The organism is Caulobacter hibisci (genome assembly GCF_016135805.1).
GTDB classification, from domain to species: Bacteria; Pseudomonadota; Alphaproteobacteria; order Caulobacterales; family Caulobacteraceae; genus Caulobacter; species Caulobacter hibisci.
This window is the reverse complement of the sequence record NZ_JADWOX010000001.1, coordinates 503,364-519,648: the sequence shown is the minus strand read 5'-3', so window position 1 is coordinate 519,648 and position 16,285 is coordinate 503,364. Positions and strand designations below refer to the sequence as shown.

15 protein-coding genes are annotated in these 16,285 nt (G+C 69.9%); 6 read left to right on the top strand and 9 right to left on the bottom strand.

Features of this window, described 5'->3' with window-relative positions; translation table 11 throughout:
• Positions 1-45: 45 nt before the first annotated feature.
• Positions 46-1,494 (top strand): mannitol dehydrogenase family protein, encoded by a 1,449-nt coding sequence (locus tag I4Q42_RS02530; protein WP_198574481.1) that lies wholly within the window; start codon positions 46-48, stop codon positions 1,492-1,494.
• Between the two features lie 204 nt (positions 1,495-1,698).
• On the opposite strand, the gene I4Q42_RS02525 is transcribed toward I4Q42_RS02530, so the two are convergent.
• From I4Q42_RS02525 to I4Q42_RS02510, 4 genes are all read right to left on the bottom strand, one after another.
• Positions 1,699-2,064: a PRC-barrel domain-containing protein gene (locus I4Q42_RS02525; protein ID WP_198574480.1), complete on the bottom strand. Its 366-nt coding sequence runs from the start codon at positions 2,062-2,064 to the stop codon at positions 1,699-1,701.
• A 65-nt stretch (positions 2,065-2,129) separates the two neighbouring features.
• A complete protein-coding gene (locus tag I4Q42_RS02520; protein ID WP_198574631.1) occupies positions 2,130-2,690 on the bottom strand; it encodes a sugar transferase in 561 nt (186 codons plus the stop codon).
• Between the two features lie 7 nt (positions 2,691-2,697).
• Positions 2,698-5,778, bottom strand: a complete 3,081-nt coding sequence (locus I4Q42_RS02515) for a polar localization protein TipN (RefSeq protein ID WP_198574479.1) — start codon at positions 5,776-5,778, stop codon at positions 2,698-2,700.
• Positions 5,779-5,987: 209 nt separating this feature from the next.
• Positions 5,988-6,272, bottom strand: a complete 285-nt coding sequence (locus tag I4Q42_RS02510; RefSeq protein ID WP_198574478.1) for a hypothetical protein — start codon at positions 6,270-6,272, stop codon at positions 5,988-5,990.
• 172 nt (positions 6,273-6,444) lie between these two features.
• On the opposite strand from I4Q42_RS02510, the gene cysD reads away from it, so the two are divergent.
• The gene (cysD, locus tag I4Q42_RS02505; RefSeq protein ID WP_408611034.1) at positions 6,445-7,416 is read left to right on the top strand and encodes a sulfate adenylyltransferase subunit CysD; all 972 of its coding nucleotides are present in this window, start codon (positions 6,445-6,447) and stop codon (positions 7,414-7,416) included.
• A complete protein-coding gene (cysN, locus tag I4Q42_RS02500; protein ID WP_198574476.1) occupies positions 7,416-9,323 on the top strand; it encodes a sulfate adenylyltransferase subunit CysN in 1,908 nt (635 codons plus the stop codon). Before cysD ends, cysN begins: the two co-directional genes overlap by 1 nt.
• A gap of 12 nt (positions 9,324-9,335) precedes the next feature.
• Here cysN and I4Q42_RS02495 read toward each other — a convergent pair whose 3' ends face one another.
• The 4 genes from I4Q42_RS02495 to I4Q42_RS02480 form a co-directional block, all read right to left on the bottom strand.
• Complete coding sequence (locus tag I4Q42_RS02495; RefSeq protein WP_198574475.1) at positions 9,336-9,758, bottom strand: YybH family protein; 423 nt, start codon at positions 9,756-9,758, stop codon at positions 9,336-9,338.
• Between the two features lie 58 nt (positions 9,759-9,816).
• Entirely contained in the window at positions 9,817-10,983 is a 1,167-nt protein-coding gene (locus I4Q42_RS02490; protein ID WP_198574474.1) for an MFS transporter, read from the bottom strand.
• Between the two features lie 210 nt (positions 10,984-11,193).
• Positions 11,194-12,903, bottom strand: a complete 1,710-nt coding sequence (metG, locus tag I4Q42_RS02485) for a methionine--tRNA ligase (RefSeq protein WP_198574473.1) — start codon at positions 12,901-12,903, stop codon at positions 11,194-11,196.
• 406 nt (positions 12,904-13,309) lie between these two features.
• The gene (locus I4Q42_RS02480) at positions 13,310-13,816 is read right to left on the bottom strand and encodes a hypothetical protein (RefSeq protein WP_198574472.1); all 507 of its coding nucleotides are present in this window, start codon (positions 13,814-13,816) and stop codon (positions 13,310-13,312) included.
• Positions 13,817-13,952: 136 nt separating this feature from the next.
• Here I4Q42_RS02480 and I4Q42_RS02475 point away from each other — a divergent pair, with 136 nt between their 5' ends.
• Genes I4Q42_RS02475 through I4Q42_RS02465 form a run of 3 tightly spaced genes read left to right on the top strand, consistent with a single transcriptional unit; the run spans position 13,953 to position 15,689 of the window.
• Positions 13,953-14,549, top strand: a complete 597-nt coding sequence (locus tag I4Q42_RS02475; protein WP_198574471.1) for a DUF2975 domain-containing protein — start codon at positions 13,953-13,955, stop codon at positions 14,547-14,549.
• Positions 14,549-14,809 (top strand): helix-turn-helix domain-containing protein, encoded by a 261-nt coding sequence (locus I4Q42_RS02470; protein WP_198574470.1) that lies wholly within the window; start codon positions 14,549-14,551, stop codon positions 14,807-14,809. The genes I4Q42_RS02475 and I4Q42_RS02470 overlap by 1 nt, the downstream gene beginning before the upstream one ends.
• 28 nt (positions 14,810-14,837) lie before the next feature.
• The gene (locus tag I4Q42_RS02465) at positions 14,838-15,689 is read left to right on the top strand and encodes an alpha/beta fold hydrolase (protein WP_198574469.1); all 852 of its coding nucleotides are present in this window, start codon (positions 14,838-14,840) and stop codon (positions 15,687-15,689) included.
• Between the two features lie 131 nt (positions 15,690-15,820).
• On the opposite strand, the gene I4Q42_RS02460 is transcribed toward I4Q42_RS02465, so the two are convergent.
• Positions 15,821-16,282, bottom strand: a complete 462-nt coding sequence (locus I4Q42_RS02460) for an EF-hand domain-containing protein (protein WP_198574468.1) — start codon at positions 16,280-16,282, stop codon at positions 15,821-15,823.
• Between the last annotated feature and the right edge of the window lie 3 nt (positions 16,283-16,285).

Here is a 16,285-nt window from a genome sequence, read left to right as displayed (position 1 = left end):
CCGGGCGGGCCGCAGATCCGCCGCAGCATTATCGAGGCGCCTTCCGTGACCACCGACACCGCCGCCCCCTCGTCCCTGCGCCTGCGCGCGTCCAGCGTCCCGGCCGCCGCGCCGGGTACGGCCGCGCCCGGCTATGATCGCGACAAGGTGCAGATCGGCGTCGTCCACTTCGGCCCCGGCGCCTTCCACCGCGCCCACCAGGCCTTCTATTTCGACCGACTGCTGGAGACCGATCCGCGCTGGGGGATCTGCGCGGTGTCGCTGAAAAGCCCCGGCGTGCGCGACGCCCTCGCGCCGCAGGACGGCCTCTACACCCTGGCCCAGCTGGACCGCGAGACCAGTTTCCGCGTCATCGGCTCGATCCTCGAAGTTTTGGTCGCTCCCGAGGACCCCGAAGCGGTCTTCGCCCGCCTGGCGTCGCCCCAGACCCGTCTCGTCACCCTGACCGTCACCGAGAAGGGCTACACCCTGACCGGCGAAGGCAAGCTCGACACGGGCCATCCGGACATTGTCCATGACCTGGCCTCGCCCCGCCAGCCGGTCAGCGCCGTCGGCTACATCGTCGAGGGTCTGCGCCGCCGCTTCGCCGCCGGCCTGCCGCCCTATGCCGTGGTGGCCTGCGACAACCTCGCCGACAACGGCTGGCGGCTGAAGGCCGCCACCATCGCCTTCGCCCAGGCCGTCGATCCGGCCCTGGCCGCCTGGATCGAGGCCGAGGCCGCCTTCCCGCGCACGATGGTCGACAGCATCACCCCCGCCACCGACGACGCCCTGCGCACCCGGGTCGAGGCGGCCACCGGCCTGCACGACGCCTGGCCGATCCAGCGCGAGGCCTTCACCCAGTGGGTGGTCGAGGACGTGCTTGGAGACGGCGCTCCGGACCTCGCCAGCGTCGGCGTCACCCTGACCGACGACGTGCGCGGCTTCGAGCGGGCCAAGCTGCGTCTGCTGAACGGCGTGCACTCCACCCTGGCCTATGCCGGCCTGCTGAAGGGCCACGAGACGGTGTTCCAGGCGGTCGGCGACCCGGCCCTGGAGGCCCTGGCCCGCGACCTGATGGTCCAGGACATCATCCCGACCCTGACCGCGCCGCGCGGCCTGGACCTGACCGCCTATGCCGAGGCGATCCTCGACCGCTTCCGCAATCCCGAGATCCGCCACCTGCTGAGCCAGATCGCCTGGGACGGCTCGCAGAAGCTGCCGTTCCGCATTCTCGGCACAGTCAAGGACGCGCTGGAGGCCGGCCGGCCGGTCGACCGCCTGGCCGTGCCGATCGCCGCCTGGTTCCAGTTCCTCAAGGCCCGCGCCGCCGAGGGCGTCGCCGTCACCGACCCGCTGGCCGGGCAACTGCTGGCCGTGATCCAGGCCCTGCCGGGCGACGCGAAGGGCGACGTCGTTGCGCTTCTGGCGATCGAGGCGGTGTTCCCGGCCGACTTGGCGGAGGACGCGCGCTTCGTGGCGGCGGTGGAGAAGGCGTACGGGGAACTGGGCTAAAGCCAGCCTAGTCCTTCGCCTTCGCCCTCGCCCTCGCCCTCGCCCTCGCTTAAAAACTCCCGTCATTCCCGCCCCTGTGGCGGGAAGCCTTGGTTCCGCCGACATGTGACGCAAGCGGCGTGCTGAGCACGCCGCCCCATCCGCACCTGCAGCTGACAGAGGGGTTCCCGCCACAGGGGCGGGAATGACGGGAAGAGGTAGAGTCTACGGCTTCCATTCCGGCAGGTTTGTCAACTGGTCCTTGGTCAGCTTGGTACGCACCAGGTAGTCGTTCGGATCGCCCGCCTCGGGCGCCACCGAGATGTCGGCCAGGGCGACCGAGACCTTCTTGTCGGGGCCCACGCGGTCGATCTCGATGATCACGGCGGTCGGCTTGCCGGCCGCGTCGAGGATCACATGCTCGACCTCACCGGCCTTCTTGTTGGCCGAGTCGATGACGTCGGCGTCCTCGATCTGGCCGACGGTGAAGGCGCCCTTTGCGGCCAGGGCCTCGTCGCGGGCGATGGCCTGGGCCATGGCCCCGCTGGCGATCAGGGTGAGCGAAAGGGCGATCGGTGCGATGTGCTTCATCGGTATGTCCTCCGAAACGGTTGGCACAAGCCAACGCTCCGTGCACGGACGCCGTTCCGCTAAGCCTAGCCCCGCACGCCCTTGCCCAGCAGCACCGGCGCGACGGTGCCGATCAGGATCTTCAGGTCGAACAGGAACGAGGCCTTGGCCAGGTACTCGGCGTCCAGCGCCACCTTGCCCTCGATGGAAAGCTCGTCGCGGCCGTTGATCTGGGCCCAGCCGGTCACCCCCGGGCGCAGGGCGTCGACGCCGGCGGCGGTGCGGGCGGCGACGAGGTCGTCCTGGTTGAACAGGGCCGGGCGCGGGCCGACCAGGCTCATGTGGCCCACGAGCACGCTCCACAGCTGCGGCAGCTCGTCGAGGCTGGTCTTGCGCAGCAGCGGCCCCACCGGCGTCAGCCAGCGACGGGGATCGTCCAGCAGGTGGGTGGCGACCTCGGGCGTGTCGATCCGCATGGTGCGGAACTTGGGCATCGGGAACAGGCGGTTGCCCCGCCCCACCCGCTGCGACCAGTAGAGCGCCGGCCCGGGCGAGGTGGCGCGCACCAGGATCGCCACGATCATCAACGGCAGGGCCAGCACGAGAAGGCCGGCGCCGCTGGCGACCGCGTCGAAGGCCCGCTTCAGCACGAGATCAGGCCAGGTCGCTGGCCGCCGCGTCGAGCAGCAGATAGGCGCGGCCGGCTTCCGAGGCCAGCAGAGCGGCCACCAGGAAGCCCTCGCGGTCCTGCTGGGCGGCCTCGTTGATCATGCCGGCGTAGCGGCGCACGAAGCGTTCGGCGTTGGCCTTCAGCGGCGCGTCCGAGAACAGCCGGCGGACCAGGCGGCGAATGGCGGCCGGGGCCAGCTTCTTGACCACCTCGCGGGCCCCGCCCTCGTCGTGGGTCTGGATGGCGGCGGCGATCTCGTCGATGCGGCCGCGCGGCAGCAGGGCCGACGGGTCGATGCCCATGGCCAGGATCTCGCCGGCCAGCTTTTCCCCAAGCGCCGCGTCGCCGGGCGAGCTGGTCTGGGCGTCGCTCAGCAGGTTCTTCCAGCTCCAGCCGCCTTCGTCGTCGGCCGGCTCGGGCGGAGGCGGCGCGGGGCCGCGACCGCCGGCCGCGTCGAACATGGTGCGGAACTCGTCGTCGGTGGCCGTGGGCGTCAGCTTCAGGCGCTGGCGCGGCGGCGGCTCCAGCGGCGCGAAGTCCTCCCCCGGATAGGGCGGCGTGTAGGGCGCGGGCGGCGGGGTCTGGGCGCGCGGCGGCTGCGGTTGCACCGGCGGCGGGGCCTGGCGCTGCTGCGGCGGCGGAGCTTGCGGCGCGGGCTGGGGAGCCGGCTGCGGCGCGGGTTGCGGCTGACGCACCAGGCCCGCCGCGCCCCGGTTCTGCGGCGGGGCGGCGAAGCTCGGCGGCGCGGCGGCGGCCGCGGCGTTCATCGTGCTGACCGCCTCGGCCAGCATCTCGTAGTTGCGACGCACGCGCTCCTGGAAGGCCTGGTCGATGGCCGCCGTCTCCTCGGCGGTCTTGCGGGCGGCGGCGCGCAAATCATCGATGCCCTTCTCGATCTGGGCGCGCACCTCGGCGGCGCGGGCCAGGGCCTCGCCCGGCATGGCGGCGCTGCGCTGGCCGGCTTCGGCCAGCAGGCGCTCCATCTCGGCGATGGAGACACGGGCGGTCTCGACGCTCTCGGCCAGCTTCTGGGCGGTGCGGGCCCCGGCCTGCTCGACCACCTGGGCCGAGTTCTCAATCAGGTCGCGGGCCTCGTCCATCCGCGATTCGAACACCGCGTCGGCCTTCTGGCCGGCGGCGAAGGCGATCTCGTTCAGCTGGTCGACGCGGCCGCGAGCGGTCTCGACGCGCAGTTCGACGCCCTCCCCGGCCCGCTGGGCGGCGTCGGTGATGGCGTTCATGGCCCGGGTCAGCTCGCCCTCGAGATCGCCGCGACGATCGGCGGCGGCGGCTTCCAGGCGGGCCAGGGCTTGTTGCGTTTCGGCGGCCAGGGCCTCGCGCTCGGCGCGGGCGGCCTCGGCCATCTCGCGCAGTTGGTCGCCCGACGAGACGATCAGGCCGCGCAGCACCTCGGCGCCCATGGCGGCGATGTCGCCCAACTCCGAAGCGCCGACACGGGTATAGGCCACGAACTCGGTGAGCTGGGCGGTGCGGGTCTCGGTCTCGGAAGAGAAGTCCTCCTGGTCCGAACGCAGGGCCTGGGCGGCGGCCACCAGGGCGGCGCGCTGCGAGGCCAAGCTGCGCTCGACGCTGCCGATCTGGTCCCCGACGCCTTGGCCGGCGGTCTCCAGCCGGGCGATCTGGCGCGACAGGTCCTCGGCTCCGACGCGGGCGGCGTCCGAGGCTTCGGCGGCGGCGGCGGCCAGGTCGGCGGCGCGGGCGGCCAGGGCCGCTTCGGCTTCGCGCAACTGGGTTTCGGCCAGATCCGAGGCCTCGGCAACCATCCGAGCCTGGCTGCCGATGGCGTCGACCACCGAGGTCGACTGGGCGTCCAGCGTGCTCGACAGCGCCTGCATGGCGCTGCGCTCGTGGCCCAAGCCCTCGGCCAGTTGCCTGGCCATGCGGCTGGACGAATCGGCGGCCTCGACTAGGCGGGCGGTTTCTTCGGCCAGGGCCTGGCGCAGGGTGACGATGCGCTCGCGGGCGGCGTCGGCGGCGGCCGTGGCCGCGTCGATCTGGACGCTGAGGGCGTCGACCACGCCGGTGGCGCCGGCGGCGGCCAGGGTGGCCGGGGTCAGCAGTTGGTCGGTCAGCTGGCGCGTGCGGCGCAGCTCGGCCGACATGGCCAGGGCCTGGCGCAGCATGTAGGCGGCCAGCAGGATGAAGGCGGCTGGGCCGGCGGCGAGGGCGGCGAACACCGCCAGGGTGATCGTCATCGGCATGGCCGGTCCGTAGCCGAGGGCGAACATCACCGGGGCCACGGCCCACAGGGCGGCGACGCAGACCGACAGGCTCCAGTAGAGGCCGCCCGGCATGGGCTTGCGCTCGGTGGTCTCCGCCAGGGCGTGGATCGGACGCCCGGCGGGTTGGGCGGGAGTCTGGGCCGCGGTCTGGTGCGCGACCGACTGCTTGGCAGGCTCGGGCTTGGCGGGCGGTTCGGGTTCGGCGCGCGGCGCGGGCGGCTGGGCGGCGGCGGGCGCGGTCAGGAAGGTCGGCAGCGGCGACAGGTCGTCGGCCGGCGAGCGCTCGCGCTCGGCCTTCCAGCGGCTGCGCGGCGGTTCGGGCGCGAACTCGGGCAGCGGCTCGGGCTCCGGCTCGGGCGCGACCTCGGCCACGGGCTCGGGTTCAGGCTGAGGCTCGGGCTTGGGCGTCGTGCGGAAGAACGAGCGACGGGCCGTGCTGCGATCCTCGCGCAGCACCGGCTCGAACGGATCGGGCGAGGGCTCGACCGACGCCTCGGGCTCCGGCTGGATCTCGGGTTCGGCTTCGGGCGCGATGGCCGAGGTCAGGGGCTCGGGCGCCGGCTCGACCTCGGGCTGCGGCTCGGGGCGCTGGTAGGACGGCGGTCGCGCGCCGCGCGGCGGAGCGGCCAGGAACCCGGCCTCCGGCAGGTCGGCGATGTCGAGATCGTTGTCGGGCTCGGTGACCGGCGCGTCGGGATCCGGCTCCGGGACGCGCGAATCCAGTTCGAGTTCGGGCAGACCAGAGGGGGGCGCCGCATCCTCGCGGGGCGTCTCCACCGGCAGGGTGGAAAAGTCGAGCGGTCGGCGCTTCTTAGGCTTCATACGCAGCCACTGTTCCCAAGGCGAACGACAAGGGGGCCTCTCACAGCGATGCAGCGCGCAAGCCCCTTCTTCGCGCAGGCGAATAAACCTAGCCGCGAAAGACGCCTGCGCATAGCCGCTTGCAACGGTTTTCCCCAAAGCAGACCGTGTCTTGCGACCACCGGGCGGGCTTGGAGCGAGGTTCGGGAGGCGATCCTAGGCCGGAAGGATCAGGCGCGGACGAGGCGGGCGTCGCGTTCGGGGCAGACGATCTGCGGCGGCGTGTCGATGCGCGCGGCCGCCCGCGGCGAGCGCGCGACGGTGCGCTCGGCCTTCGGCTTTACGAGCTTTTCCTCGATCACCACGCCAAATTGGCAGAGGGCCATGGCCGAGAGCCACAGCACGATCGCCGCGAAGATTTCAGTCAGAAATGACATCGGTTCACCCATCGGTCCGATATCGTCGTTATGCCGCAACCCATGGCCAAGCCCGAATGAACTTTTGGTCATGTTCACGCAATGCGAGGCCCGCACAACGCCCACACTTGCTGCCCACACTTGCTGATAGCGACCCTAGATTTCTGCGCCTTGCTCCAACGGGCCTGGGGACCTAGGTCGCAGGCTCCCCCGGTTCTTCGTCTCCCGCCGTCGGCGCGAGGCGAAGTCTTTCTGTTTGCGGACGACCGTCTTGGCCCCTACCCAGTTAGCATCCCAGGCGTCCGCCGTCGCTTTCGAGCCGTCCATGCCCGTGATCTCGCCCGCCCGCCTCACCCACCTGCAGCGCCTGGAAGCCGAGAGCATCCACATCATGCGCGAGGTCGCGGCCGAGTGCGAAAACCCGGTCATGCTCTATTCGATCGGTAAGGACAGCGCGGTCATGCTGCACCTGGCCGCCAAGGCCTTCTATCCGTCCAAGCCGCCCTTCCCGCTGCTGCACGTCGACACGACCTGGAAGTTCAAGGCGATGTACGCGCTGCGCGACAAGGTCGCCGAGCAGCTGGGCTTCGACCTTCTCGTCCACAAGAACCCCGAGGCCGAGGCGCGCGGCATCAATCCGTTCGACCACGGCAGCGCCCTGCACACCGACCTCTGGAAGACCGAAGGCCTCAAGCAGGCCCTGGCCAAGTACGGCTTCGACGCGGCCTTCGGCGGCGCCCGCCGCGACGAGGAGAAGAGCCGGGCCAAGGAACGCGTGTTCAGCTTCCGCTCGGCCGAGCAGCGCTGGGACCCCAAGAACCAGCGCCCCGAGCTGTGGAAGCTCTACAACACCCGCAAGCACCCGGGTGAGAGCCTGCGCGTCTTCCCGATCTCCAACTGGACCGAGCTGGACGTCTGGCAATACATCCACCTGGAGAACATCCCGATCGTGCCGCTCTACTTCTCGGCCCCGCGGCCGGTGGTCGAGCGCGACGGCGCCCTGATCATGGTCGACGACGAGCGCTTCCGCCTGCGCGAAGGTGAAGAGCCGCAGATCAAGAGCGTCCGCTTCCGCACCCTCGGCTGCTACCCGCTGACCGGCGCCGTCGAGAGCACCGCCTCGACCCTGCCCGAGATCATCCAGGAAATGCTCCTGACCACCACCAGCGAGCGCCAGGGCCGGGTCATCGACCACGACCAGTCCGCTTCGATGGAGAAGAAGAAGCAGGAGGGCTATTTCTGATGGCGCACCAGTCCGCTCTCATCGCCGAGGACATCGAGGCCTATCTCGAGGCCCACCAGAACAAGTCGCTGCTGCGCTTCATCACCTGCGGCAGCGTCGACGACGGCAAGTCCACCCTGATCGGCCGGCTGCTCTACGACAGCAAGATGATCTTCGAGGACCAGATGGCCGCCCTTGAGGCCGACTCCAAGCGCGTCGGCACGCAAGGCGGGGCGATCGACTTCGCCCTGCTGGTCGACGGCCTGGCCGCCGAGCGCGAGCAAGGCATCACCATCGACGTCGCCTACCGGTTCTTCTCGACCGACAAGCGCAAGTTCATCGTCGCCGACACCCCCGGCCACGAGCAGTACACCCGCAACATGGTCACCGGCGCCTCGACCGCCGACGCGGCGGTGATCCTGATCGACGCGCGCAAGGGCGTGCTGACCCAGACCCGTCGTCACAGCTACCTCGTGTCCCTGCTCGGCATCCGCAATGTGGTGCTGGCGGTGAACAAGATGGACCTGGTCGGCTGGGACCAGACGGTGTTCGACGCCATCGTCGCCGACTACCGCGCCTTCGCCGAGAAGATCGGCCTGTCGGTCTTCACCCCGATCCCGATCTCGGGCCTGGGCGGCGACAACGTGGCCTCGCGCGGCGAGCACACGCCCTGGTACGACGGCCCGATCCTGATGGACTGGCTGGAGAGCATCGAGGTCGAGGACAGCCTGCAGGCCCAGCCGTTCCGGATGCCGGTGCAATGGGTCAACCGTCCGAACCTGGACTTCCGCGGCTTCTCGGGCCAGCTGGCCTCGGGCGTCGTCAGGCCGGGCGACCGGGTCAAGGTGCTGCCGTCTGGCCGCGAGAGCCGGGTGTCGCGCATCGTCACCCTGCCGGGCGACCTCGACCAGGCCGTCGCCGGCCAGTCGGTGACCATCACCCTGGCCGATGAAGTCGACGTCAGCCGCGGCGACGTGCTGGTCGCGGCCGACAGTCCCTCGGCCGTCGCCGGCCAGTTCGAGGCCACCCTGGTGTGGATGGACGACGAGCCCCTGCCGCCGGGCCGCTCCTACCTGCTGAAGATCGGCGCGCGTCTCGTGGGCGCCAGCGTCACCGAGATCAAGCACCGGGTGAACGTCAACACTCTGGAGCACACGGCCGCCAAGCGGCTGGAGCTCAACGAGATCGCCCACGTCAACATCTCGCTCGACCAGGCCATCCCGTTCGAGGCCTATGCCGAAAACCGGGATCTCGGCGGCTTCATCCTGATCGACCGGATCAGCAACCGCACCGTCGGCGCGGGCCTGCTGAACTTCGCCCTGCGCCGGGCCGACAACATCCACTGGCAGCACACCGACGTCAGCAAGGCCTCGCGCGCGGCCCTGAAGAGCCAGCGCGGCCGGGTGGTCTGGCTGACCGGCCTGTCGGGCGCGGGCAAGTCGACCATCGCCAACCTGGTGGAAAAGCGCCTGCACGCCCTGGGCCGCCACACCTACCTGCTGGACGGCGACAACGTCCGCCACGGCCTCAACAAGGACCTCGGCTTCACCGAGGAAGACCGCGTCGAGAACATCCGCCGGGTGGCCGAGGTCGCCAAGCTGATGGTCGACGCCGGCCTGATCGTGCTGACCGCCTTCATCTCGCCGTTCCGGGCCGAACGCCAGCTGGCGCGCGAGATCCTCAACGACGGCGAGTTCGTGGAAGTCTTCGTCGACACTCCCCTGGCCGTGGCCGAGAGCCGCGACGTCAAGGGCCTCTACAAGAAGGCCCGCTCGGGCCAGCTGAAGAACTTCACCGGCATCGACAGCCCGTACGAAGCCCCTGAGGCGGCCGAACTGGTCATCGACACGACGAAGGTCGACCCGGTCGCCGCGGCCGAGCAGATCGTGGCGTGGCTGGAAGGCGAAGAGATCTCTTACGATATCTGAGGTCGGAAGGCCCTAGGCGCCCGGCGGCTTGGGGTCGGCCAGCGGGTCGGCGTGGCGATGGATCATCTTCCAGTCGCCGCCCTCCCGGCGGAAGATCTCGGTGATGCGCAGGTGCATCTCGACCGCCTCGGACTTGCCTTCCATCCGCACCGTGGCGTGCTGAAGGCCGGTCCAGTAGGCGAGATCGCCGTCGGCCTCGCTGTGCAAAATCTCCAGGCTGGTTTCGCCGCCGCCGGCGAAACTCCTCGCACCGCGGGCGTTGACCGCGATGACGTGGCCGGCCCCCTCCTCCCGGCCGCCGTTCGGTGGAAAGAAGCTGGCCGGCTCGGCGCGGGCGGCGATCTCGGTCAGCGGTCCCCCGTCACCGTTGACATAGGCCTGCGCCACCCGGCGGCGCTCTTCCAGAAACGCGGCGAAGTCGCTGTCCTGCGGCATTGGTTCCTCCTCGGACGTCCGGCGTCGAGGCCAGAACGCGCGACGTCGCCCGGCGGGTTCAAGCCGCCGCCTTCACCCGCGCGCTGCGGCCGAGCACCAGGGCGCCGGCCAGGCCCGCTGCTCCCAACGCCGCCATCGCCCAGTAGCCCTTCACGCCCAGGGCGTCGAACAGCGGCCCCGAGGCCAGGGTCGCGGCTCCCAGGGTGAAGCCCTGCGACACCGCCGAATTCAGGGCCTGGGCGGCCGAGGCGCTGCGCGGCGGGGTCAGGCGCTCGATCAGCTGCAGCGAGGCCAGGAAGCTGGCGGCGAAGGTGAAGGCGTGCAGGGCCTGCAGCGGGAACAGCGCCCACAGCGGCGGGGCGAAGGCATAGGCCGTCCAGCGGATCACCGCCGCCCCCGCCCCCATGGCCAGCAGCTTGCCGGGGCCGACGCGGCGTCGCCACGGCTCCAGAAACCACATGAACCCGACCTCGGCCGCGACGCCGACGCCCCACAGCACGCCGATGACCGGCTCGGGGATCTCCTGGCGCCGCCAGAGCAGGGTCGAGAAGCTGTAGTAGAAGCCGTGCGCGCCCTGGATCAGGCCGGCGGTGACCACCGCCAGCACGAACACCCGGTCGGTCAGCAGCGCGCCCAGGCCCTTCCAGCGGTCGCGCTTGGCCGGCGCCTCGCCGTCCTCGTGGACGCGCTCGGGCGGCACCAGCACGAAGGCGGCGGCGGCCGCCAGCAGCGCCGCCACGGTGATCCAGACGACGATGACGTCGGCCCCGACCAGGGTCAGCACCACGCCCATGACGAGGTTGGCGGCGATGAAGGCGCTGGATCCCGATCCGCGCGGCAGGCCGTAGTTGAACCCCTCCAGCCGCGCCCGGCGCAGGGTGACCACGTCGATCAGCGGCGAGATGGTCGAGAGTAAGGTGGCGCCCAGCAGCCAGCAGACCAAGAGACCCCAGAATCCCGGCGCGACGAGCATGGCGATGTAGGCGACGGCGGCGGCGATCGCCAGCAGGATCATTGGCGAGCGGCGAAGCTTGAACCCGTCGGCCCATACGGCCAGCACCGGTCCGGTGAAGGGCTTCAGCAGTAGCGGCGCGGCCAGCACCGCCCCGATCTCGGCCCCAGACAGGCCCCGCGCCCGCAGGAAGGTGGCGATGTAGGGCAGGCTGACGCCCGTGCCCAGATAGATGGCCACGTAGAACAGGCTGAGGCGGGCGACGGGCGGCATGGCCCGTCCGTAGATCGGCGTTGGGCGAAGGGGAAGAAAATCCTTCTCCCCTTGTGGGAGAAGGTGTCGGCGAAGGCCGACGGATGAGGGGTCGCACGAACGGAAAACGCCGCGACGGCGGTTCGGCTGTCGCGGCGTCTTGCTTTTGAGAGGCCCCTCACCCGACCTCCTTCGGAGGCCACCCTCTCCCGCAAGGGGAGAGGGATCAGCTCATTCAGCGCCCCCAAACCGCGCGGCCCATTCGGCGATCATGTCCTCGTCGATCTTCTTGAACAGCACCTCGGGCGCGCGCACCGCCTGGCCGGCGGGCACGGTCGAGAGCTCGGCCGCCACGTCCGACGTCGGCCAGGCCGGCGGCCAGGGCTGCGCGAAGGCCTCGCCGATCTTCTCGGCGGCGAACGGGATGAACGGCGCGGAGATGCGGGCGTAGAGCGCGGCCAGGTTCAGGGCCGTGCGGACGATGACGGCGGCCCGATCACGGTCGGTCTTGATCGCCGTCCACGGGGCGGCTTCCTGCAAGTACTCGTTGCCGACCACCCACAGGGCCCGCAGCGCCTGGGCGCTCTTGCGGATCTCGATGGCGTCCATCTGCTCGGACAGGTCGGCCAGGCGCGCGGCGACGTCGGCGTAGAGCTTCTCCTCCAGCGGACCGATCTGCCCGCCATCCGGCACGAGGCCGTCGAACTTGCTCTCGTTGAACTTCAGGATGCGGTTGACGAAGTTGCCCAGCACGTCGGCCAGGTCGCGGTTCACGGCGCTGGCGAACTGCTCCCAGGTGAAGGCCGTGTCGCTGCCTTCCGGCGAGTTCGAGGTCAGGTACCAGCGCCAGAGGTCGGGCGGCAGGATGTCGAGCGCGGCGTCCATGAACACGCCGCGCTTATTCGACGTCGAGAACTTGCCGCCGTACCAGTTCAGCCAATTGAAGGCCTTGAGCATGTCGACGCTCTTCCACGGCTCTTCGGAGCCGAGGATGGTGGCCGGGAAGCTGACGGTGTGGAACGCCACGTTGTCCTTGCCCATGAACTGGACGTAGCGGACGTCGTCGGCCCCGGCGTCGGTGCGCCACCACGAGCGCCAGTCGCGGCCCTCGCCCGCCTCGGCCCATTCCTGGGTCGCGGCGATATATTCGATCGGGGCGTCGAACCAGACGTAGAAGACCTTCTCCTCCATGCCCGGGCGCGGCAGGCCGTCCTTGGTCACCGGCACGCCCCAGGCGAGATCGCGGGTGATGCCGCGATCGATCAGGCCTTCGTCCAGGTGCTTGTAGGCGATCGACTTGGCCAGGGTCGGCCAATCGGGATGGCTGTCGACCCAGGCGCGGATGCGCTCGGCCATCTTGGTTTGGAGCAGATAGAGGTGCTTGGTGTCGCGCACCTCCAGGTTCCGCGAGCCCGAGATCACCGAGTACGGATCCTTCAGGTCGGTCGGGTCCAGCAGGTTGCCACAGTTGTCGCACTGGTCGCCGCGGGCCTTTTCGAAGCCGCAGTGCGGGCAGGTGCCTTCGATGTAACGGTCGGGCAGGAAGCGACGGTCGTCGATCGAGTAGACCATCTGGTCTACCCGCTCCTCGATCAGGCCCTGGGCCTCCAGCACCTCGGCGAAGTGCTGGGTCAGACGATGGTTCTGCGGCGAGGACGAGCGGCCGAAATGGTCCCACGACAGGCCGAAGGCGCGGCCGACATCGTGCTGCAGCACGTGCTGCTCTTCGCAATAGGTGGCGACGTCCTGGTCGGCGGCGGCGGCGGCCAGCTCAGCCGGGGTGCCGTGTTCGTCGGTGGCGCAGATATAGAGGGTCTCGTGGCCCCGGGCCCGCTGGAAGCGCGCATAGACGTCGGCCGGCAGCATCGAGCCCGCGAGGTTACCCAGGTGCTTGATGCCGTTGATGTACGGCAGGGCCGAGGTGATCAGGATGCGGGCCATGGGACGGGACGTCTTTCCGGGAGAAACAGGAAGCGTCCGCATATAGAAGCCCCGGGGCCGGAGGGAAAGCGTCGGCCGCTTCACCGCCCCCCTCCGGGCCACCTCCCCCAGCGGGGGGAGGATCTGGTTGGCGCGGCGTTCTCAAGATGCTCCCCCTCTGGGGCAGGGCTATCGCATATGGAAAAACGACTATTTCAGTTTGCGGCAAGGCAGATTGAAAACGGCTGATATGAGTAGCGGAGCACCCCAGCTTTCGCCTTCGGCGGTGGGAAAAGCCAGTTTTGGACTGGCTTTGTTCCGCCTTCAACAAGAGGTTTTTTCTATCCAACCGGATCCATCGAGAGGTTGGATCCATATGCAATAGCCCTGCCCTCTGGGGGAGCTGTCGCGGAGCGACTGAGGGGGTCTAGCGCGAAGCCGCCACGTCCACCCGATACCCCGCCCCGGCCGGCGTGTAGCTGAACACCAGCCCGCCGACGGCCGCCTGGGCCGGTTCGGAGGCGTCGGAGAAGATCTGCAGCCTGTGGGCGGCGGCTTCGGCTTCCGAAGCCAGGTGCGGCGGGAGAGCGGCGACCACGAAGTTTCGGATCGGCGAGCCCTTGTCGATCGAGGCCGGCCGCTCGGCCGCCGACAGGGTATAGCCGGCGGCGGCCCCGGTCGGGGCGTCGCGGGCGGTCAGCACCAGCCCCTCCCCGGCCGTGGCCGTCCAGAGGCCTGGCCCAGCGGCGGACCAAGCGGCCTTGGGGCCGAGGAAGCGCTGGGGAACCACGCGGCCGAGCAGGGTGTCGCGGGTCGGCAGGCCGTCGGCTTGCCACGCGGCTTTCTGTGACGCCCCGCCACCGGCGGGAAGGCAGCCGGCCAGGGGCGACAGGCCCAGCGCCAGGATCATCACCACCTCGGTCTGCCGTCGCATGTAGACCCTCGCGCACCGTCTCCCGCATCAATGGCCTGGGCCGCCCGGACGTTCCGCGCAGACCGCTTCGCCATATCGATTGACAGAAATTATTTTCTGTAAGAACGATGATCGACCAGATGTCGAGGGGAGGTCCATGTCCACCGTCGTATCCCTGCGACCGCCGCCGGTCGAACCGCCGCCGCCCTCGGCCAGCCACCGTCGGCTGCGGCTGGGCAGCCGCGCCCTGGCCTGGCTGCTGACCGCCCTGCTGGCGCTCACCGGCCTGATCGCCGGGACCCTGATCCTGGCGGTGCTGGCCTATCCAGGCGACAATTTCCGCATCGGCCCGACGGCCGCCTGGATCGGCAAGGGGCCGCCCGACTCGGTCGCCTTCGCCTCGCTGTCGATCCCGCACCGCATCGCCTACGCCCTGGTCGGCGCCGCGCGCATCGCGCCGGTGCTGGCGATCCTGGCCCACCTGCGGGCCCTGTTCCTGCTCTATGCCGGCGGCGAGGTGTTCGGCGCGGCCAACGCCCGCCACATCGGCCGCATCGGCGCCTGGCTGTGCGCCTACGCGGTCTCGCCGTTCCTGTGCCACCTCTTCCTGTCGGCGACGGGCTGGGAGATCGACAGGAACTGGTTCCACCTCTCGAGCATCCAGGGCCTGATCCTGGGCCTGCTGGTCTTCGTCATCGCCCAGGTGATGCAGGTCGGCCGCGAGATCGAGGAAGACCGGGACGCGTTCATCTGATGCCGATCCTGCTGCGCCTCGACGTCATGCTGGCCCGCCGCAAGGTGCGCTCCAACACCCTGGCCCGCGCCGTCGGCATCACCGACGCCAACCTGTCGCTGCTGAAGTCGGGTAAGGTGAAGGGCCTGCGCCTTTCGACGCTGGACGCCATCTGCCGCTATCTCGACTGCCAGCCCGGCGACATCCTCGAATACCTGCCCGACGACGGAACCCAAGGCGGGACCCAAGACGGGCCTCAAGAAATCCGCGACGCGGGCTAACCGCCCTTCCCCACACAGGAGACGAAAGATGCGCCTTCCCTCAACGCCCGCCTGGGCGATCGCGGCCGCATGCCTGCTGCTCGCCGCACCAGCCAGGGCCGAGCCGCCCGCCGAGGCCTTCATCCAAATCGGCGACGCCAAGCTCGCCTACGAGACCTGCGGCCAGGGCCAGACGACCCTGGTGCTGCTGCACGACGGCATACTGCACAAGGCCGCCTTCGACGCCGCCTGGCCGGCTCTTTGCCAGCGCTACAAGGTCGTACGCTACGACCGGCGCGGCTTCGGCGCCTCGACGCCCGCCGCCGCGCCCTACCAGACGATCAAGGACCTGGAGGCGGTGATCACCGCCCTGAAGATCGAGCGGCCGGTGCTGGTGGGATCCTCGGCGGGCAGCGGCCTGGCGGTGGACTACGCCCTGGCCCATCCGGACGGTGTCGCGCGGCTGGTGCTGGTCGGCCCCTTCGTGGCGGGGTTCAAGCCGTCGGCCGGCTTCATCGCCCGGGGGCTGAAGCTGATGGCGCTGTTCAAGATTGGCGACATCGAGGGTGCGGCGCGCGATCCCTACATCCTGACCAAGGACGCCGACGCTCAGCGCAAATGGGTGGTCGATCAGTTGAAGGCCCATCCGGGCAACATCGGCGCCAACCAGAAGGAGCGCTTCGCCGTCGACGCCAAGCCGCGGCTGGCGGAGATCAAGGTCCCGACCCTGATCCTGGTCGGCGAGGTCGATATCGACGACGTGCAAGACCAGGCAAAAGCCCTGGAAGCCGCCCTGCCCGACGCCAAACGCGTCGTGATCCCGGGCAGCGGTCATTTCCTCTATCTCGAACGGCCGGAGGCCTTCGTGCGGGCGATCGAGGATTTCGTCCCGGCGAGGTGAAGTATCGCCCCCGGCTCCTCAAGGGGATGAACGGAGCCGGGGGCGGCGGCGGCCTCAGCCCTCAAGCCAAGCGCGGCGGTCGCTGGGACCGCGCGCGCTCCAGGCCGCCGATTTCAGTCGATATCCAAGGCTCAGTTGGTGTCGGCGGGGACCGGGTCGGCCGCCGAGACGGTCCCATCCTTGTTGGTGTCGTGGGTCACGAACATCCGCCAGCCCGAATAGGCGAACTCGGCGGCGGTGATGGCGCCGCTCTTGTCGCTGTCGAGCACGCCGAAGCGCACGTCGGCTTGGCGCATCTGGCGAACGCGCTCCTCTTCCTTCTTCTCGGCCGGGTCGGTCGAGGCGGCGAGGCGCTTTTCGAGGCGAGCCTTGAACTCGCCCACATATTCTTCCTTCGACAGCGAGCCGTTCTTGTCGGCGTCGATGGCCTTGAACAGCTGGTCGCGGGTGATGACGAACTCTTCCTTGGAGACAACGCCGTCGCCGTTGACGTCCTGTTCCTTGATGAAGGTGTCGCGGGCGTGCGAGGCGGCGAAGGCCGGGGCGGAAACGGCGGCCAGGGCGGCGGCCAGGATGAGGCTCTTGCGGATCATGTC